A 20090-nucleotide genomic window follows, 5' to 3' on the forward strand; every position below is an offset into this window, starting at 1 on the left:
GAGTGAAATCAAGGGCAGAACCGCGGGGCCGCGGGGCTTTGGGGCGAAAAATGGGGCTAGGCGTGGGGAGTCGGCTTGCGGGGCTTGTCGGCGGCCAGGCGGGTCTTGGCGGGCTTGGCCTTGGTGGCGGGCTTCGGCTTGGGTTTATCAGCTTTGGGCTTGGCAGCAGTTTTAGCGGCGGGCTTAGCTTCCACTTTGGCCTTAGCTTTTGCCTCCGCCTTGGGTTTGGCCGGGGCCGTTTTAGGGGCCCCTACTTTGGCTTTGGCAGGGGCCGCCTTGGCAGTCACCGATCCAGCTTCCGTGGGCACTAGTAGGATATTCTCTTCCAGGTCGGTATGCTCGGGCTCGGGCAGGGCCCGGGGGGCGTCGTCGCGGGGGCCGGTGTCCACCAGCGTGAGGGTGATGGCGTCGCCGCGCTTGAAGGGGGCCCCGGCGGCCAAGCTTTGCCCGCGCACGCGGCCCGTGCCCAGGGCCCGCACGTGCAGGCCCCGGTTTTCGAGCAGAAACAGGGCATCGCGCAGGCTCAGGCCCCGGGCGTTGGGCACGCGGCCGGCGCGCATGGGATTCACCACCAGGGCTACGGTACGGGCGTGGAACGCCGTATCGGACGCGCCCCGCACCCACTCCTCGCCGCCGGTAGCCTGGGTGTTGCCGACTAGGCCCAGCTTCTGGCAGACCAGGGCCAGTTCATCCTGCATGCCGGCGCGCACCAGCGGCACGCGGCTCTTGTTCAGGCGGGCCTTGGCCAGCAGCGGGCGCTGGCTGAGCAGGTCGCGGGCCATGCACTTGTCGGCCACCTCGCGGAACACCGGGGCGGCCACGTCGCCGCCGTACACGCGGCCGCGGCTGGGCGAATCAATCACCACGATGCAGCTGTACTTGGGCTTGTCGGCCGGGAAGTAGCCGCAGAAGCTGGTCGAGTACGTCTTGGTGTAGTGGCCATTCTTGAACTTCCAGGCGGTACCCGTTTTGCCGGCGATGGTGTAGTCTTTGGGCCGGATGCGGCTGGCGGTGCCCTCGGCCACCACGCCTTCCAGCATAGCCTTGAGCTTGCGTAGCGTGTTGTCGGAGCAGATTTTGGGAATCAGCACCCGCGGCGCAAACTCCTGCACCACTTGGTCGGCCTGCTTGATCTGCTTCACGATCATGGGAGCCACCTTCACGCCGTTGTTGGCCACAGCGTTGTAAAAGGCCAGGGTTTGCAGCGGCGCCAGCTTCAGCTCATAGCCAATGCTCATGGTGCTCAGCGAGGTGCGGCTCCAGCTGCGGTCGCGGGGGTCCTTCACGTAGGGCAGCGCCTCGCCGCTCATCTGGAAGCCCAGCGGCTTGTCGAGCCCGAATTTCTTGAGGTAGTCGGTGTACTGCGAGGGGTTGGCGGCGAAGTGCTCTTGCACCAGCCGCGCTACCCCGATGTTGCTCGATTTCTCAAACACCTGCTGCACCGTGATGCGGCCGTTGGGGTGCGAATCGGTCTTCACGGCCCCGCCGATGGACATGCGCCCGGGGCCCGTGTCCACCACGTCGTCGAGCGTGATGTTGGGGTAGGCCTCCATTAGGGCCATCATCGAGGCCAGTTTGAAGGTCGAGCCCGGCTCGGTGCGGCCCTGGTCGGCGAAGGCGTAGTTGTAGTCTTCCTTATAAGTGTCGTCGGCGGCGCGGCCCAGGTTGGCCACGGCCTTGATTTCGCCGGTAGCCACTTCCATCAGAATCACGCAGCCGTACTGGGCGTTGTTATCCACCAGCGACTTGTACAGCGCGTTTTCGGCCACGTCCTGCAAGTTGATGTCGAGCGTGGTTTTGATGTCGTAGCCCGGCTGGGGCTTAATTTCGGTACCGTCGTAGAGCGGTTTCACGCCGCCTGGCACGCGCTCAAACAGGGCCTCGCCGGCCTTGCCCGCCAAGCTGGGGTCGAAGGTGAACTCCAGGCCCGCGCCGTGCTGCTGCTCATTCACGAAGCCCACGGTGCGCTGCGCCAGGCCCCCAAACGGCCGGAACCGCTTGTCGACCTTCTCAAAAATGGCGCCGCCGCGGTTGCGCTTCGCCCGGAAAATGGGCCACTGGGCCAGCAGCTTTTTCTCCTGGAAATTGATTTGGCGCGAGTTCAGGCGGATGTAGCGCAGGGCCGGCTCCTTGGCGCGGCGGGCGTTGGTGAGGCGCTGCTTGTACTCCTGCTTGGTGCGGTCGCCAAAGAAGTGCGACAGGTGCCAGGCCAGCGAATCGACGCCGGCCTGAAACACGGCTTCTTCCACCACGCCGGGGTCCCAGGCCACCCGGTAGAAGGGCAGCGAGGTGGCCATGATGCTCTCGTTGTCGGAGAAAATGTTGCCCCGCGTGGCGGGCACCGGCTGGTAGCTGATGCGCCGCTCTTGTTCCAGGGCCCGCCACTTGGCACCCTCCTGAAACTGGATGCGCGTGGCCTTCCACAGGATGAGGCCCGAGAACACGGCCACCCCCAGAAAGGCCAGCCGCACTCGCGTCACAATCGACTTTTTAACGCTGCCTTTCATCGACGGGGGGTGGTAGTGGCTTGGGCACGAGCGGCTTGCTTCTTGTGCTCGGTTGTACTCTTTGTACTTTTTTTAACTGATTTCTTATCGTTGGGCTTAGCCAACACTTTAGCTTTGGGCTTCTCGGCCAGCACTTTAGGGGCCCGACGCACGGGCACGGGTGCAGGCGCGGCGGCCAGCGAATCTTCGGGGATGGCAGCGGCGATTTCGGGCTCGCCGTCGGTGCCCGCCGCGTTGGCGTAGCGGCGGCGGCCGGCGAGGGCATCGGCCCGCTGGGCGGCCAGCGAGTCGCGGCCGGCGCGGGCAGCCAGCGTGTCGGCCGTCAGCACGGGCATCAGCTCCAGAGCGGCGGCGTCGAGGTGGCCGGCTGGCACCTGGATGCGGAAGGGCGGCGACGAGCTTTCAACCAGCCCGAAGGCTGCCACTTTGCGGGCCACCTCGCTCTGCTTACTGGCCTCCATGTAGTCCGATTTCAGGGTGGTGTAATCGGCGCGCAAGTCCTCAGTTTCCTGCTTGAGGCGCTGGATGTTGCGGCTCATGCGGTTGCCGTAGTGCGTGTTGCCAATGTAGAGCAGCGTGAGGAACATCACGAACAGCAGGTGCGGCAGGTAGCGCACCGGCAGCCCCTCGCGGAAGAGGCCGTCCACGCTCGTCATCCGGTCGAAAACCGAGAACAGGCTCCAGGTGCGGGGCACGCGCTCGGGGCGCGGCGGCGGGGCGGGCCGGGCCGGGCGCTCGGGGGCCGCCGCCCGCGGGCGGGGGGCTTCCGCCACGGGCTCCGGGACCGCGGCGGCCGGCGCGGGCGGGGGCCCATGCGCTGGCTCGGGGGCCCGGGGCACGTTGGCGCGGCGCGGCGCGTCGGTAGGTTTATAAGTATTGGCGGCCATGCAGGAGCGGAAAGGCAAAAGGATGGGGCGGCCCGCCGGGCAATACCCCGCAACAGCCACCTACTTAACTCAACTTCTTAGTTACAAATTGTTTACACTAAAATAACTCCTCCCAACAACGCGGTTACTTTGGCTCAATTGCGCACCGCAACCCGCAATTTAGCACTGCGGGCGCGGCTGTTCAGGGCCACTTCCTCGGCCGAGGCCTCATCAGGGCGGCGATTGAGGGCGGTGAATGGCTTGGTTTCATGGCCGAAAAAGTCCTTTTCTACCTCGCCGAAAAACTTGCCTTTGCCAATAAAATTCTTCGCCAGCCGGTCTTCCAGCGAGTGGTAGCTGAGCACCACCAGCCGGCCGCCGGGGAGCAGTACGTCGGCCGTTTGGAGCAGCATTTCCTGCAAGGCGTCCATTTCCTGGTTCACCTCGATGCGCAGGGCCTGGAAAACCTGCGCCAAATACTTATTCTCCTTACCGCGCGGCATCACGCTCTGGATGGCCGTTTTCAGCTCCTGGATGGTGGCCAGCGGGCGGCCGCGGCGGGCCTGCGCCACGGTGGCGGCCAGGGTGCGGGCGTTGGTCACCTCGCCGTACATGCCAAAGATGCGGTGCAGGTCGGCTTCTTTGTATTCGTTGAGCACGTCGGCGGCCGTGGGGCCCCCGTCGGTGTCCATGCGCATGTCCAGGGGCCCGTCGAAGCGGGTTGAGAAGCCCCGTTCTGGCGTGTCGAACTGGTGCGAGCTCACGCCCAGGTCGGCCAGGATGCCGTCCACGGGCAGGGCGTCGCGGCGGCGCAGCTCGGCAGCCAGGTCGCGGAAGTTGGCCCGCACGAAGGTGAACTGCGGCCGGGCCAGGCGGGCAGCTTCGGCCTCGGCGTCAGCGTCTTGGTCGAAGCTGTAGAGGTGGCCCGTGGTGAGGCGCTCGAGCAGGCGCGCCGAGTGGCCGCCGCCGCCAAAGGTCACGTCCACGTAGCGGCCGCCGGGCTGCACGTCGAGCCCAGCCAGGCATTCGGCCAGCAGCACGGGGCGGTGATAGGCGGTATCGTTGGGGCGCGGTTCCATTATTAAAAGGCCAGGGCGGTGTCGGTGGCCAAAAATTTCTGTGCCTGTTGGCTGAAGGTCTGTTGGTCTTTGATCAGGAATTCCTCGTAGCGGGCCGGGTCCCAGATTTCGCAGCGGTTGCCCAGGCCCACCACGATGGCCTCCTTCTCGATGCCAGCGTAGCGCAGCATGGTGCGCGGCAGCATAAAGCGGCTGATGCTGTCGAGCTCCACCTCCGTCATGCCCCGGAAAAAGTTGCGCTGGAACTGCCGGTACTCCTCGTTGAACTCGTCGAGGGCCATCACTTTCTCGTGGATGACGCGCCAGGCGGCCCGCGGGTACAAAACCAGGCACGGCTCGAAGCCGCGCACCAGCACCAGCTGGTTGCCCGACTCGTCGGGCAGGTTGCCCTTCACCTTGGCCGGGAGCACGAGCCGCCCCTTGGGGTCGAGCTTGCATTCGTATTCGCCGGAGAGCAGGTGCATGGCGGGGCCAGGGAAAAGGGAGGGAAGTAAGCAAAAGTACGGGCCGCCTTTTGAATAACAACCACGATTTACCATTATTTACCACAATCCCAAACCCGTTTTCAGGGCCCCAGGGGCACATTCGCTTGAGCTAGTGAGCGCATTTGCCAAAATGGCAGCTACTTTCGGGGCCACCCTAGCCGTTTTGCTCATGCGCTTTTTCTCCTGGCGATTCCCCGCCCTTTCGTTGGCCGCCGGTGCGGCCCTGCTGCTCCACGGCCCGGCGGCCAACGCCCAGAAACGGGCCCGGCCGGGGGCCCCGGTGGCCATTTTGTTCGTCGGCAACAGCTTCACCCACGGGGGGCGCTTGCCGGTGCAGCAGTACAACGCGGCCGCCGTGACCGACGAAAACTACGGGCAGCCCCAGGGCACGCCCCGCCAAGGCAACCCGCCCGAGCTGGGGCCCTGGGGCGGCATCCCGGCCATTTTCAAGAAGCTGGCCGACGAGGCGGGGCTGAACTACGACGTGCACTCGGAAACCCTGAGCGGCCAAACCCTCAAGTTTCATTACGATAACGCCCTTTCCGTCATCGCCCAGCCGCGCTGGCAGGCGGTGGTGTTGCAGGAGTACAGCACGGGGGCCCTGCCGGAGCGGCACAGCGGCAAGCGGGCCGAATTTTACGACTACGGCACCCGCCTGGAGCAGGCCGTGCACCAAGCTAACCCCGCCGCCCGGCTGTATTTGTACGAAACCTGGGCCCGCGCCGACCTGACCTACCCGCCCAATAAGCCCTACTCGGGCCAGCCCGTGGACTCGATGACGGCCGACCTACGCGCCGGCTACTACGGCCTGGCGCGGGCCAACGGCCACTTTGCGGGCGTGGCCCCGGCCGGCGATGCCTGGCTGCGGGCCATTCAAACCGGCGTGGCCCTGCCCAACCCTTACGAACCAGCCGCCGGCAAGCTCGACCTCTGGACCGACGACCATTACCACCCCAGTTCCTGGGGCGCCTACCTGAACGCCTGCGTGCTGCTGGCCACCATCACCGGCCAAGACCCGCGCACCCTGGGGCCCCAGGAGCAGGCCGCCGCTACCCTGGGCATTGCCCCGCCCGACGCCGTGGCCCTCCAACGCTTGGCCTACGAGCAGGTGCAAGCCTCGCCAAAGGCCGAGGCTATGCCCCGCCGTGGCCGGCTGAAAGCCAAGCATCAGCGTACCCAGGCCGCGCCAGTTCGCTAGGCGTCGCGGCGGAAGTTGTGCACGCAGCGGGGCCGAATTGTGTGCGCCGCCGGGGCCCCCAGGCCGTACCTTTGCGGCGTGAAACCCCGCTCCCTCGCCCACCGAATCGTCAGCCTGTGGCTGGCCGTGCTGGTGCTCACCGCCTCGGTGGGCCTCACGGTGGAGCGGCACACCTGCCGCTTTAGCGGGCGCAGCCGGGCCAACCTGGCGCTGCTGGGATCTGCCCCGCGCGGGTGCTATGGGACTGCCACGCCGCCGCGTATTAAGGATGACTGCTGCGACTTCAGCAGCCACTTGCACAAGCTGACGGCGCCGGCCCACGCGCACGCCTTCGAGAAGGTGCTGGTGCCGGGGCCCCTGCTGGCGGCGTGGCTGCCGGAGTTGGCCTGGCCGCAGCGGCCGGCTTTCGAGGCCTCAGCGGGCGCGGCTGGGCCCCGCTGGTTTGCGGCCGATGCCTCGCCGCCGCCGCCGGGCGGGCGGGCCCTGCTGCGCTGGGTGGGCAAGCTGGTGGTTTAGGGTTTTTCGAAAGAGACGGCCGCTGGTGCAGCGGCCACGGGCAGGGCTATTTAGCCCGGCCCTTCTTTTCGCAACGCCTTAACTAACAGCTATTATGAAACTATTGCGCGGGCTTAGCCCGCTGCTGACCAGCGGCTTGCTGCTGGCGCTTGGGGCCCCTACCCCGGCCCGGGCGCAGGCCGTGCCCGGCCCGGTGCGGGGCGAAATCACGGAAAAAACCACGGCCGCGCCCCTGCCCGGCGCGCTGCTGCGCTGGCTGGCCGACGCCCCCGCCGCGGCCGACAACTTCCCCACCGCCACGGCCGATGCGGCCGGCCACTTTGTGCTGGCCCGCCCGGCTCGCGCCGCCGGCCGCCTGGTGGTGCAGGCCCTCGGCTACCGGCCCGATACGGTGGCCGTGCCCGCCGCCGGCAGCCCCTACCTGCGGGTGGGCCTGCGCCCCGGCCTGGAGCTGGGCGAGGTGACGGTGACCACACGGGCCCCCGCCTACTCGGCCATCACGCCCACCAACACGCAGGTAATCTCGGCCCGCGACCTCACCAAATCGGCCTGCTGCAACCTGGCCGAGAGCTTCGAAACCAACGCCGCCGTGGAGGTCACCACCTCCGACGCCGTATCCGGGGCCAAGCAGATTCAGCTGCTGGGGCTCGATGGGGCCTACTCGCTGCTGACCGTGGACAACCAGCCGGCCCTGCGCGGACTGGCCACGCCCTACCGCCTGGGCTACCTGGCGGGGCCCTGGATCGAGAACATCGAAATCATCAAGGGCACGGGCTCGGTGGTGAACGGCTACGAAGCCATTTCGGGCCAGATCAACATTAAGCTCAAGGAGCCCGAAAAAACCGACCAGCTGCTGTTCAACGCCTACACCAACGACCTGGGCAAGTTCGACGTCAACCTCAACACCTCGGCCCGCCTCAACCCGAAGTGGAGCACCGTGCTATTGCTGCACACCGACCACCTGGGCCGGCGCGTGGACCGCAACAGCGACGGTTTTATGGACCTGCCGCTGGCCACGCAGTTCAACGCCGTGAACAAGTGGAAGTACATTTCCGGCCACGGCTTCGTGACGGAAGTAGGCCTAGGGGCCCTGCACGAAGACCGGCAGGGCGGCCAGCTGGGCTTCCGGCCCGACGCGCCCGACGCCTACCGCCAAGCCTACGGCACCACCAACACCACCCGCCGCTACACGGCCTTCACCAAAACGTCGTACACCTGGCCCACCCGCCCGTTCCAAAGCCTGGGCTTGCTGATGAACGGCACGAGCCACGATTTTAACTCGACGTACTCGTTCAGCGACGTGACGGGGCCCCGGCACTACGACGGCACCCAGCGCACGGGCCAAGCCACGCTGCTGTTCCAAAGCATCATCGGGAGCACCACGCACGGCTACCGGGCGGGGCTGAGCTTTTTGTACGACGACTACCGCGAGTTTCTGGGCACCGGCCAGGCCATTGGCACCGAGACCCTGGCCGATGCCTACACCCGCGAGCACCGCACCCGCCGCGAGCTGGTGCCCGGGGCCTTCGCCGAGTACACGTACCAAAACAGCCGCAACCTGACCGTAGTGGCCGGCCTGCGTGCCGACCGTCACAACCTATACGGCTGGCAGGTGACGCCCCGCTTCAACCTGAAGTACGACGCCACCCAAAACTCCATCTTCCGGCTCTCGGCGGGCCGCGGCTGGCGCGTGGCCAACCCCATCGCCGACAACGCCTACCTGCTGGCCAGCGCCCGCAGCTTCGTCATCGGCAACGCCCTGCGCCCCGAAACGGCCTGGAACATGGGCGGCAGCTTCACGCAGTATTTTGAGTTGTGGGGCCGCCAGGCCACGTTCGTGGCCGACTACTACAACACCACGTTTGGCAACCAGGTGGTGGCCGATATGTACACCGCGCCCCAGCTCGTGCTCATCAACAACTTGGGCCCCGGCAGCCGCTCCTTCGCCCGCAGCGTGCAGGCCGAGCTGCAAGTGGAGCCCGTGAAGGGCTTGCAGGTGAAGGGCGCCTACAAGTACCTCGACGTGCGCACCACCTACGGCGACGAGCTATTGCCCAAGCCCCTCACCCCCAGCCACCGCGCCTTCCTGAACCTGGGCTACGCCTCGGCATTCGATAAGTGGCGGGCCGATTTCACGGTGCAGTGGTTCGGCCAGCGGCCCTTGGCCCACCTCGGCAACGACGCCACCCACCAGCACGCCCCCGGCCAAAGCACGGCCGTGTACTACGCCCCGCGCTACGCCGCGCTCAATACCCAAATCACCCGCGCCTTCAAGCGGCTGGAGGTGTACGCGGGCGTCGAAAATCTTACCAACTACCGCCAGCCCAATCCCATCGAAAGTGCTGCCTTCCCGTTCAGCCCCAACTTCGACGCCGCCATGGTGTGGGGCCCCGTGTACGGCCGCCTCACCTACGTTGGCCTCCGCTACCGGATCGAGTAACAGTTTTCACGCCAAGCAGCGCCAAGTTTTCTGGTTTAATGCCACTCCGCTGGCGCGAAATCTGGCTTCGTTTTCGCACTATTTCCCCTTCTAATCTCTTTTCATTTTATGAAAGCTCTTTCGTTTTTCCTCTTCGCCGCCTTCAGCGCGGCCGGTTTCAACGCCCAGGCTCAGACGGCTCCCTCCCCTGCCAAAGCCGTGGCCGGCACCGAAACGGTCAAGTTCAAAACCTCGGCCGTGTGCGACATGTGCAAGGCGCGCATTGAAAAAAGCATGGCCTACGAGAAAGGCGTGCAAAGCGCCTCCCTCGACGTGCCCACCAAAGTGCTCACGGTGAACTACCGCCCCGAAAAAACCAACACCGCCGCCCTGCGCGCCGCTGTGCAGAAGACCGGCTACGACGCCGACGAGCAAACCGCCGACGCCCGCGCCTACAGCCGCCTACCCGAGTGCTGCAAAAAAACCGCCCCGGCCCACCAATAGGGCCCCGGGGCCCTGGCTCAATAAAAAAGGCCCGCTTCGGCGGGCCTTTTTTATTGAGCGAATTTTTGAATCCATAGTTCAGACCTTCGTTTTCCACAGGCGCCACCAGGGCAGATAAGGCTGGTCGTGGTGCTCGTAGTGGTAGCCAAAGAAGTAGCACGTGGCGAAGGCCCAAGCATGGTGCCGTAACTGGCTGCGCGACTTGTGCTGGTTGTCGGGCGCGTGCTCGCCGCGGTGCGGCAAGTAGGTGCCAAAGAAGAAAAGCTGCAAGGTGGCCAGCACCGCCGGTATCATCCAAAAGGCGATGACGTTGGCCTGCAGGAAGTACAATTTCAGCACGTTGTAGGTCACGGCCATCAGCAGCACCTGCCACCAGGTTACGTAGTTCCAGGCGAAGCGGGCCAGCCAGGGCAGAAAGCCAGCGTGGTCTTCGGGGTGGAAATCGGGGTCTTCTTGCGTGCCCACGTGGCGGTGATGGTTGTGGTGCTTGGGCAGCTGGTTCGGAAACCAGTTATAGGCAAACAGCACCGTGGCCACCGTACCAATGGCGTTGTTGAGGCGCTTATTAGGGCTTACTACGCCGTGCATGGCGTCGTGGGCCGTGATGAACAGGCCGGTATAGAGGTGCGTTTGAAGCAGCACTAGCAGGTAGGGCCCCGGCGCGTGCCAGTTGGGCTGGTAGCCGGCCAGCAACCAGGCCAGCAAACCACCCCAGGCCGCTATAATCAGCAGGGCCACCGCTACCCCCTTGCCAGCCAACGGCGCGGGGGCCACGCGACGGGCCGAAACGAAGGAGGCAGCGGGGGCACTCATGGGCTAAAACAACATAATTAAAGGCCCACCAGGGCTTCGCGCACCTGCTCCATCAGCCACATGGGCGTGCTGGTGGCCCCGCAAATACCCACCGACTGCCCCGGCCGGAACCAAGAGCGGTCAATGTCTTCGACGTTGGAAATGAAGTGGGTGTCCGGGTTCGTTTCCTTGCACACCTGGTAGAGCACTTTGCCGTTGGAGCTTTTGGTGCCCGACACGAAGGCAATTTGGTCGAACTGCGCGGCGAAGCGGCGCAAGTCCTTGTCGCGGTTGCTCACCTGCCGGCAAATGGTGTCGTTGGCGTTCACCTGGTAGCCCCGGTTTTCCAGCTCGCTCTTGATGTTGTAAAAACTGGCCGTGCTCTTGGTCGTCTGGCTGTACAGGGTCAGGGCCGTGGGCAGCTCGTGGGTCATCAGCTCAGCCAGGCTCTCAAACACCACGGCCTGGCCGCCGGTCTGGCCCAGCAAGCCCAGCACCTCAGCGTGGCCGTGCTTACCGTAAATGAAGATTTGCTCGCGCTTGTCGAAGCTGGTTTTGATGCGGTTTTGCAGCTTCAGCACCACCGGGCAGCTGGCATCAATCAGCGTCAGGTTGTTCTCCAGGGCCAGCTTGTAGGTGCTCGGTGGCTCGCCATGGGCCCGGATGAGTACGGCCTCGTCGCGCAGCTCAGCCAGCCGCTCGTGGCAAATGATGCGCAGGCCGCGCTGTTGCAGGCGGTGCACTTCCTCGTCGTTGTGCACGATGTCGCCGAGGCAATACAAATACCCTTGCTCGTCGAGCAAGTCTTCCGCCATTTGAATGGCATAAATAACCCCAAAGCAAAAGCCAGAGTTGGGGTCGATGCGAACACTGAGCGACAAAGGCGGCATAGTGGCAGGGTAACCCGAAAAGCCCGCGTAAGGTTGCGGCTACAATTTCCCGAAAATGCGGCGGCCCTCAAAATCTTCAATTACCTGGGCTTCCAGGGGGCTGTCTTTCACCACGGCGTTGTCGCGCCAGAACGCGGGATGGTAGCGCCGCTTTTTGATTTCTGCCAGGTCCTTCACATCCTGGGCCGTGTCGTGGTACTTCTGGCCGGGCGTGGGCGGGCCGTATTCGTACAGGAAAAACTGGGAAGTCGTCGTCGTTTCCGACGGCACGCCCTTCACCGTCATCTGGATGTTGGCCACTACCTGCGTGCTGGCCAAGCGGCTGAGCGAGTCGCCCAGGGCCCCAAAGTTGGTAGTGATGCGAAACGCGCAGGGCCCAAACTGGATGGTGGGGTTGCTGGACGTGAACATGCCGGCCGTGGGCAGCTCCCGCTCGAAGCGGAACAGCGCCGCCGTGCGCGAGTCGATGTAGAGGGTACCGCTGGCCACCGGGTCGCCGGCCACCCGGGGCCCAAAATCCACCACGGCCAGCTCGCGGCCTTGGTCGCGCAGGGTTTGGCGCAGCACAAACCGGAAACGCTCGGCCGCCCGGGGCCCCAGCGGCACGGCCGTGCGGGTGGTTTCGCCGGGCAGCACAAAAATGGGCAAGGCCCGCGTGTAGATGGAGAAGTTGTTCAGGCCCATAATGCCCGGCACGAAGGCGTAGCGGGCCTCGCCCAGCACCCAGCTGGGCATGTTGCGCGGCGTCAGCTTCACGTCGTAAAAGGCGTCGAAGAACTCGCGGTAGCGGCCGTTCTCGCGGGTCTTCTGGCGGTAGAAGCCCCGGCCGTACTGCACGTCGGCCTGGTGGCGCAGCAGCTTAGCGTAGCAGCGGGCCACCAGTTCTTCGGCCTCGGCGTTGGCCCGCACCGTCACCTCGGGAAGCGCCACGGCGCTGGCTTTGAGCACGATGCTCGTTGCCAGGGGCCCCGCTTGCACCGCCAGGGCCCCGGCGCGCGCATAGCTAATGCTGAGCACCACGAGCGGCTGCGGCAGCGCCAGCACCCGCAGCACGAATTCGCCCACTTCGTTGGTGGCGGTGCCGGTACGGCCATCGGCCAGAGCCACGCTGGCGTAGGGCACGGGCTGGCCCTTTTCGTCCACCACCCGGCCCGTTACCAGGCCCTGGGCAGCGGCCGGGCCGTGGGCACATAGCAGAAGTAGGGCCCCCAGCAAACAGTAGAAGTAGCGCATGGCCGCAAGGTAGCCCCGGCCATGCCAAGCCCGGCACCACCTATTTAAAAGAACAAAAAAAGGGCCTTCCGCCACTGCGGAAGGCCCTTTTAGCACAGCTAAGCGGTACTTAGTACTTCACCACGCGGCTGCGTACTTGCTGGCCGCCCACGTTGAGGAGGTAGGTGCCCACGGGCAGGGCCCCCAGGTCTATCTCGCCCGAAGCGGGCAGGCTCAGCTCCTGCACCACGCGGCCCATCAGGTCGCTGATGCGCACGCGGGGGGCGCTGGCGGCCAAAGCGGCGGGCAGGGTGATGGTCACCTTACCGCTCGTGGGGTTCGGGTAGATGCTGATGTCCACCAAGCCATCGCTCTGCACCGATACCGTGGGCGAGTAGGCCACTTTGCCATCGTTGTCGATTTGCTTGAGGCGGTAGTAGCTCACGCCCGGCAGGGGCTGGCGGTCCACGGCGTCGTAGGTGGTGCGGGCGCTGGTGTTGCCCTGGGCGTCCTTGGTCAGCACCGTAGCAAACGTCTGGCCGTTCGAGCTGCGCTGCACCTCAAAGCTGCGGCTGTTCTTCTCGCTGGCCGTCACCCAGTTCAGGTTCACCTGCTTGTTGCGGAGCTGCGCCGTGAACGACACCAGCTCAACTGGCAGCGGCGTGAGGGGCTGGTTGTTGGGCACGAGGTAGTTTTCGGCGTTCAGCACCGCATCGTTGTTAAACTCGAAGGCGTAGAAGTAATACTGCGTGTTGGGGTCCAGGTTTGTTACCGTGAAGGTGCTGGAAGCGCCGCTGAACACTACGTAGGTGTTGGTCGATGCTTCAGTGGCCGTGCCGGTGCCAAAAATGTACGCCCCGTTAGCATCCGTACTACCCGGGTTGAAATTCTGCTTGTCCAGCGGGAACAAGTTGGTCGGCAGCTTCGAGTAGGTAGTGGAAGCAATTACCAAGCGGTTCTGGCCATAAGCCTTCCCAGCGGGCGGGCTGGCCAGGTTGAACGTGATGGTGGCGCTGGCACCGCCCGAGGCCCGGTTGATGGTGGCCGTCGACTGCACCGTAGGCTCAGTGGCGATGGCGAAGCCCGAAGCCTGGCCAAAGCCACTGTCCAGTGCGTTGAAGTTGCCGTCCTTGATACTCGGGTTTTTGAACTGCATTTCCTGCGCGGCATTACCCACCCGCACCGGCGCGAAACGCACCTGCAAAAGCTGGGAGAAGTTGCCCGTCGTCGGGTCGGGCGTTACGCTGCCCGTGCTGGTGTAGGTGGTACCGCCATCCAACGAGAACTCGAACTGGGGGGTCTGCGCGGGGTTGCGGTCCGATACGTCGGCCGGAAAGCGGATGGCTACATCGCTTCCCAGCAGGAATCCGTCGAGACGAACCGTGGCGGAGGCCGACACCGTGCCTTTAACAATGTTGGTGGGGAACGAAGGAATGGCGCGGCTCAGGCGGAGCGTGGGCTGGCTAATGCCCGTTACCGACACGTCGGTGATGGGGGCAGGCGAGCTCGAGCTGCGAATGTTAGCGTTCACGGTCAAGGCGTTGTTGCCAGGCACGAAGCGCACGTACACGGTTTGCTGGGCCACGTTGCCGTTAGCATCTGGCACAAAGGTCAGCGACGATACGAAGTTTATGTTGTCGCTCGATACCTGGAAATAGCCAGCATTTTCGCCGTTGGGGGCCACCGTCAGGTTTTGCAGCAAGTTGGTACCGGCCACCCGGAACGACTGCGACGCCGACGCCGTGGTGGGGCGGGTAGCAAACGTGAAATCATTGTTGTTGGGGTTTACCACCGAGATGTCCGAAATGGCCCCGCTGTTGTTGGTAGCCGAGATGGACACCGGCGACGAAAGCGACCCGCTGGTAGCGGTGAGCTGCTCATTGTAAGCACCCTGGGGGATAGTGGCCACCAGCCGCACTTCGATGGTTTGGGTGGCTACTACGCCGTTGGTTTGCGCCAGCGTAAGGGGGTTGCTCGAGAAAGTACCACCGGCCGATGCATTGCGGAACTGGATGGTATTCTTGGTAGGAGTCAGCACAATGCCCTCGCTCAGGTTCGTGCCGCTGATATCGAACTGAAGCGTACCAGCGCTGCCGCTGCTGGTAACCGTGCCGAAGCTGAGGGCCCCGGGACTGGTAACAATCGTGGGGGTCGTGGGGGCTGGGTCACCCGTGCCGCTCACGGCCACGTTCTGGGTCACGCTGCCGCCACCGTTGGGGGTAGAGGCCACTATGTTGTCGCTGTACTGCTTGGCGTCAACGGGGGTAAAGCGCACATCGATGGTGGTGCTGGCAATACTGCCGTTGGTGGGGGCCAGCACGATGGGGTTGGTCGAGAATAGGTCCGTACCCATGCGAATGCGGAAGCCCGTGGGGGGCGTAATGGTCACGTTACCCGCCAAGTTCTGGCCATTAATCGTGAACGATTTGATGGTTGTGCTGGAGGCACCTACCACCACTGTGCCGAAGTCGGTAAGAGCATTGGACGATACGTTCAGTACCGGCGTAGGGGCCACGCCGGTACCGGACACGGAGAGGTTGGTGCTGGCGGTGGTGCTGGTCAGCATCACCCGGCTCACATATCCCTGGGCTTTGGTGGGCTGAAATTTCACAAACAGCGTGGTGTTAACCGAGCCATTGTTGCGAACCAATGTGGCCGTCGTACCATACGTGTTGCCATCGATGCTCACCAAAAAATCAGTGGGAGCCATCACCATGATATCAGCCTCGAGCGAAGTTCCCGTCACCGTCGTCGACATCGCACCAGATGTGGTATTAATAATCTGGTTATCAAAACCCAAAGCATTGGGGTTCACAGTAATAGCAGGAGGCCCGGGGGTCCCGTTACCCGTCAGCTTAATCGGCGACGGAGTAGAGGTTACCACTACTGAGTTTCCGCTAGCGTCTTGGGTGGGGGCGCTAAAATTGCGGTTGATAACCCCAGTAGCCGTCGGCTTGAAGCGCACATAGATAATGGTGTTGGCAATGGTGCCACCGGCGTCGGGCGTCAGCGTAATGCTGGTCTGGCCAAACGTCAAGTTATTGGTACTCCCCTCAAATCGGGTTGGGATAGCAATGGTAATTTCATCAGCTAATCCGCTGCCATTTACCGTGTAAGCCTTTGAGGAAGAGACACTTCCCAATTGGACATTCCCAAAATCCTGAGGGTTACTAGCGTCGTTCGGCGTGAGGGAAACCGTCTGGGCAAAGCCTAGTCCGGGCAAGGCCAGTAGCAAGCAGAGGCAGAGCCACCGCAGCCAGCTTGTTAATGGTGAGTAGGTATGTTTCATCTTATTGAAGTGTCAGGTTAACTAAGTGGACAGAGAATTAATTATGAAAGATTAAATTGTATTATCCGTAGAAAATGGTTCAGACATAAAACAGTTTGTGATTAGGCTACGAAAATATTGCACTATTTTATGCAAAATCAATCAAAATACCCAATTGAGTTGCATCAGCTAGGTATTTCAATTGACGAAGTTATACTAATCTAAGCGAACCCCCATTACTGTAGATCTATATTTTTAGTTACCCTGCGAACAGCGAATACTATTTATATCCAATAAAATCAACCGTAATTAAAATAATCTAAAGCTATTTTTATTTTATATGGTTGGTTTTCAAATTATTGTGGTAAATAAATTATCTGACAAGGATAGACTGATAAAATGCATCTAAGACTGTTTTTTTTGCGTCTGACACAATAGCCCCTCTTGGTTCAATATATTTTCTGCACGATTTTTTGCATTACGCCCAGTTGAGGCCCTGTGCCGCAGCGGCCGTAAACAGCAAAATGGGCCCCCAGCGACCCCGCCCGCTAAGGGGGAGCACGCCGGGGGCCCATCGGTGGCCGGGGGCTTATTAAGGTTATGCTACGTTATTCGGATACCTCGCCCAAGCGGGTAGCGTCGGCGGGGCTGACGTGGCCGCGGGCCACCAGGAAGCCGCGCACTGTGCGAAACGATTCGGCATCGAGGCCCGACCGGGGGTGGGCCAAAGCAGAGTTGAGCAGGAAGGCCTTGTCTTCGTCGACGTGCGTGCTCAGGCCCAAGAAGGCTGGCAGATTGCTTTCCACGGAGAAGCGCAGGAAGCGGATTTCGGCGTTGTCGGGGGCCAGGGCCACGGCCTGCGCAAAGGTGCGGGCCGCGTCCTGCACATAGGTGAGCTTGTTGAACATCGACGCGTCGCGGGCCCGGATGGCTTGGGCGGCGGCTTTGTAGCCCAGCACGAGGGCATCTTGGTCGTGATACTCGGCCAGGAGCTGATAGAATTTTTCGCCGGCGGCTTTATCGGCGGCGGCGAGTTCGTAGTGGCGGCGCAACAGCGCGGGTTCGTAGGGAGAAGGCATGGCAAAAGGGTACGCCGCTGGGCGCGCTGCGGCCGCCACCGGGGCTAAGGCAAGCAGCGCAGCGACCAATAAGTAATTCATATTCATGGGGCCCCAAAGCTACCGCCCCGCCGCTGCCCACTCACAGGCGCGCCAGCCGGTAGCGGAAGTACGAGCCCAGCAGCAGCAGCAGCTTAGTGTTGGTAGGCACCCGCACGCGCTGGTGCAGAATGTGCGCCGCGGGTAGGTTCTTAATCTTATAAAAAAGCTTCAGATAGTACACGTAGGCCAGGTAAACGCCCAGCCGGGCCGGGCGCGGCAGCTGCTGAATGCCGGCATATCCGGCCTCAAAATCAGCCCGGATGTCAGCCTCCACCTTGCGCTTGGCAGCGTCGTCAAATTCATGGTACACCACGCCGGGGAAGTACACGCGGCCCCGATCTTCGTAGTCGGAGCGGATGTCGCGCAGAAAATTCACCTTCTGAAACGCCGCACCCAGCCGCCGCGCGGGGCCCCGTAGCCGCTCGAACATGGCCGGCTGCCCGTGGCAGAAGATGCGCAGGCACATGAGCCCCACCACTTCAGCCGAGCCGTAGATGTACTCATTATACAAGCCTGGGTGGTAGTGCTGGTCCTCCAAATCCAGGGCCATGCTGTGCAGGAAAGCGTCAATGAACTCCTGGTCGATGCCGTACTCGTGCACTACGGCCTGGAAGGCGTGCAGCACCGGGTTCAGACTGAGGCCGGTAGCCAGGGCCTCGGCCGTCTGGCGCTGGAAATCGGCCAGCAGCGCTGCCCGGTCGTGGCCGTGGAAGGTATCCACAATCTCGTCGGCCCAGCGCACAAAGCCATACACGGCGTACACCGGCGCGTGCAGGCGCTCATCGAGCGTGCGGATACCCAGCGAAAACGACGTGCTGTAGCGCTTGGTAATGAGCTTGCTGCACGCCAGGCTGGTATCGGTGAATAGTTTAACGTGGTCCATGTTTTCAATGAGTGAATGGGTAAGTGAGCGAATGAGCGAATGGGTAGCCGTTGCCAGCATTCATTCGCTCGTTTACTCATTCACCCATTCTCTTTAAGTACCTCCCCTGCTACTACCTGGCCCGAAATGAGCGACGGCGGCACCCCGGGGCCCGGCACGGTGAGCTGGCCCGTGAAGTACAAGTTACTCACCTTCCTGCTCTTAAGCGTGGGCTTGAGAATGGCGGTTTGCTTGAGCGTGTTGGCCAGGCCGTAGGCGTTGCCCTTGTAGCTGTGGTAGTCGGCCTGGAAGTCGCGGTGGGCGTAGCCGCGCTTAAACACCACGGCGTCGCGGATGGGATGACCGCAGTGGCGCTCCAGGCGGTCCATCAGCTGGTTGTAGTACCGCTCGCGGGTAGCCTCGGTATCGTCGAGGCCGGGGGCCACGGGGATGAGCAGGAACAGGTTTTCCTGGCCTTCGGGGGCCACGGTGGGGTCTGTTTTGCTGGGCACCGAGGCGTAGAACAGCGGCCGACTGGGCCACTGCGGCTGGGCGTAAATCTCGCGGGCGTGCTGGTTCAGGTCCTCATCGAAGAACAAGTTGTGGTGTCGCAGCTTGTCGAGCTTGCGGCTCACGCCCAGGTAGAATAGCAGCGACGACGGGGCCATGGTGCGGCTGTCCCAGTACTTTTCGTCGTAGTGGCGGTACTCGGGGGCCAGCACCTCCTGTTCAATGTGGTGGTAGTCGGCCCCGGCCACCACGGCATCGGCTGCAAAGAAACCCTGGGCGGTGCGCACGCCGGTGCTGCGGCCGTGCTCGACCACAATCTCCGTTACTTCCTGGTTGTAAAGTATTTCGACGCCCTGCTCCTCGGCCAGGCGAACCATACCTTCCACAATTTTGTGCATGCCGCCGAGCGGGTACCAGGTGCCCAGGGCCAGGTCGGCGTAGTTCATCAGCGAGTACAGGGCCGGCGTGTTTTCCGACACGGCCCCCAGAAACAGGATCGGAAACTCAACCAACTCCAGCAGCCGCGGGTCTTTAAAGAAGCGGCGCACGTGCTTGTGCATGCTCTGGAGCACGTCCATACGTAGCATGTCCACGAGCAGGCGCGGGTCGGCAAACTCAAGCACCGAGCGGCTGGGTGCGTACACGAGCCGGTTGATGCCCACCTCGTATTTATAAGCGGCTTGCTTGAGAAACTCGTCGAGCCGGGCCGCGCTGCCGGGCTCGTAATGCTCGAACAAGGCCCGCAGCTCGCTCATTTTCGCAGGGATGTCCACCGCTTCGGGGCCCTTGAATATGACCTGGTACGAGGGGTCGAGGCGCACCAGCTCGTAGTAATCGGCCACTTTTTTGCCAAAGCGAGCGAAGTACTTTTCGAACACGTCGGGCATCCAGTACCAGCTGGGGCCCATGTCGAAGGTGAAGCCTTGGGCCCGGAACACGCGGGCGCGGCCCCCGGGGCCTTCATTTTTTTCGAGCAGCGTGACGCGCCAGCCGGCCTGGGCCAAGGTACTGGCGGCGGCTAGGCCAGCAAAGCCGGCCCCGATGACAACGGCGTGTTTGGAAGCAGTGGAAGTAGGCAAAGCAAGGATGAAATTGGACCGGCAAGCTAGCAACGCCGCTGAAGAAAGGCCGCCAAAAAAGCCGCCGGCCCCGGCGCTGCTGATGCAACGCCGGGGCCGGCGGATAGTTTTAACCAAAGGCTATTTTGTACTTAATCCTCCACGGCGTCGCTGGCATCAGCGGCGCTGGCTCCCACCGGAGCGTACACCTGCAGGGCCGCTTTCAAATCCTTGCGGGCAATGTGGATGCGGTTTTTGACGGTGCCGATGGGGATTTGCAGCTTTTCAGCAATCTCCAGGTACTTGTAGCCGATGTAATACATCATAAACGGTGTGCGGTAATCGGTGCCGAGGCTGGCAATGGCCTCGTTGATGTCGCGCACCACAAAATCGGACGTGGCCCCGTTGTGGGTGATGTAGTTCTGGTCGGTGTTGAAATACTGGAAATACTCCGTCGAATCGATATTGGAGCTGCGCTTGGTAATCTTGTTATAGTTATTGATGAAGGTGTTGCGCATGATGGTGTACAACCACGCCTTCAAGTTGGTACCCGCTTTGAACTTGTCTTTATTCAAGAGGGCTTTAAGCAAGGTTTCCTGCACGAGATCCTTCGCATCGTCGGCGTCGCGGGTGAGGTTCAGGGCCGCGGGCCGCAGGGTAAGGGATATCCGCTGCACTTGCGAAGTGAATTCTAGCGAAGTCATAGAGCCTTGGTTTCGTGACGAAATAAGCAACCACCCAGCCCAAATTTCGCTGAAAACCCA

Annotated in this window: 16 protein-coding genes; 4 read left to right on the plus strand and 12 right to left on the minus strand. The window is 62.7% G+C overall.

Annotation, left to right across the window (positions count from 1 at the left end):
• Positions 1–56: 56 nt before the first annotated feature.
• The 4 genes from EAH73_RS01495 to mraZ form a co-directional block, all read right to left on the minus strand.
• The gene (locus tag EAH73_RS01495; protein ID WP_205012950.1) at positions 57–2507 is read right to left on the minus strand and encodes a penicillin-binding protein; all 2451 of its coding nucleotides are present in this window, start codon (positions 2505–2507) and stop codon (positions 57–59) included.
• Positions 2504–3394: an FtsL-like putative cell division protein gene (locus tag EAH73_RS23335; RefSeq protein ID WP_193560171.1), complete on the minus strand. Its 891-nt coding sequence runs from the start codon at positions 3392–3394 to the stop codon at positions 2504–2506. The genes EAH73_RS01495 and EAH73_RS23335 overlap by 4 nt, the downstream gene beginning before the upstream one ends.
• 134 nt (positions 3395–3528) lie before the next feature.
• Entirely contained in the window at positions 3529–4452 is a 924-nt protein-coding gene (rsmH, locus tag EAH73_RS01505) for a 16S rRNA (cytosine(1402)-N(4))-methyltransferase RsmH (RefSeq protein ID WP_140464529.1), read from the minus strand.
• Between the two features lie 2 nt (positions 4453–4454).
• Positions 4455–4916, minus strand: coding sequence for a division/cell wall cluster transcriptional repressor MraZ (mraZ, locus tag EAH73_RS01510; RefSeq protein ID WP_140464530.1), 462 nt, complete (start codon positions 4914–4916; stop codon positions 4455–4457).
• Between the two features lie 190 nt (positions 4917–5106).
• On the opposite strand from mraZ, the gene EAH73_RS01515 reads away from it, so the two are divergent.
• The 4 genes from EAH73_RS01515 to EAH73_RS01530 all read left to right on the plus strand — a co-directional run bounded on the left by EAH73_RS01515 (position 5107) and on the right by EAH73_RS01530 (position 9574).
• Entirely contained in the window at positions 5107–6135 is a 1029-nt protein-coding gene (locus EAH73_RS01515; RefSeq protein ID WP_140464531.1) for a PEP-CTERM sorting domain-containing protein, read from the plus strand.
• Positions 6136–6213: 78 nt separating this feature from the next.
• A complete protein-coding gene (locus EAH73_RS01520) occupies positions 6214–6651 on the plus strand; it encodes a hypothetical protein (RefSeq protein ID WP_140464532.1) in 438 nt (145 codons plus the stop codon).
• 94 nt (positions 6652–6745) lie between these two features.
• Positions 6746–9091, plus strand: a complete 2346-nt coding sequence (locus EAH73_RS01525; protein WP_140464533.1) for a TonB-dependent receptor domain-containing protein — start codon at positions 6746–6748, stop codon at positions 9089–9091.
• A 108-nt stretch (positions 9092–9199) separates the two neighbouring features.
• Positions 9200–9574 (plus strand): heavy-metal-associated domain-containing protein, encoded by a 375-nt coding sequence (locus EAH73_RS01530; protein WP_140464534.1) that lies wholly within the window; start codon positions 9200–9202, stop codon positions 9572–9574.
• Positions 9575–9652: 78 nt separating this feature from the next.
• Here the strand turns inward: EAH73_RS01530 and EAH73_RS01535 are convergent, their stop codons facing one another.
• From EAH73_RS01535 to EAH73_RS01570, 8 genes are all read right to left on the minus strand, one after another.
• On the minus strand, positions 9653–10387 hold the full coding sequence (locus EAH73_RS01535; protein WP_140464535.1) for a fatty acid desaturase: 735 nt from the start codon (positions 10385–10387) through the stop codon (positions 9653–9655).
• Between the two features lie 17 nt (positions 10388–10404).
• Positions 10405–11247, minus strand: coding sequence for a 4-hydroxy-3-methylbut-2-enyl diphosphate reductase (locus tag EAH73_RS01540; protein WP_140464536.1), 843 nt, complete (start codon positions 11245–11247; stop codon positions 10405–10407).
• A 48-nt stretch (positions 11248–11295) separates the two neighbouring features.
• Positions 11296–12489, minus strand: a complete 1194-nt coding sequence (locus tag EAH73_RS01545; protein WP_140464537.1) for a carboxypeptidase-like regulatory domain-containing protein — start codon at positions 12487–12489, stop codon at positions 11296–11298.
• 109 nt (positions 12490–12598) lie between these two features.
• Positions 12599–15505 (minus strand): T9SS type A sorting domain-containing protein, encoded by a 2907-nt coding sequence (locus EAH73_RS01550; RefSeq protein WP_161599409.1) that lies wholly within the window; start codon positions 15503–15505, stop codon positions 12599–12601.
• An 839-nt stretch (positions 15506–16344) separates the two neighbouring features.
• Entirely contained in the window at positions 16345–16815 is a 471-nt protein-coding gene (locus EAH73_RS01555; protein WP_140464539.1) for a hypothetical protein, read from the minus strand.
• A gap of 121 nt (positions 16816–16936) precedes the next feature.
• Positions 16937–17779: a phytoene/squalene synthase family protein gene (locus EAH73_RS01560; protein WP_140464540.1), complete on the minus strand. Its 843-nt coding sequence runs from the start codon at positions 17777–17779 to the stop codon at positions 16937–16939.
• 80 nt (positions 17780–17859) lie between these two features.
• The gene (locus EAH73_RS01565; RefSeq protein WP_140464541.1) at positions 17860–19347 is read right to left on the minus strand and encodes a phytoene desaturase family protein; all 1488 of its coding nucleotides are present in this window, start codon (positions 19345–19347) and stop codon (positions 17860–17862) included.
• A gap of 131 nt (positions 19348–19478) precedes the next feature.
• Positions 19479–20030, minus strand: coding sequence for an RNA polymerase sigma factor (locus EAH73_RS01570; RefSeq protein WP_140464542.1), 552 nt, complete (start codon positions 20028–20030; stop codon positions 19479–19481).
• Positions 20031–20090: the final 60 nt, after the last annotated feature.

Source organism: Hymenobacter nivis (assembly GCF_006439025.1).
Lineage (GTDB): Bacteria > Bacteroidota > Bacteroidia > Cytophagales > Hymenobacteraceae > Hymenobacter > Hymenobacter nivis_A.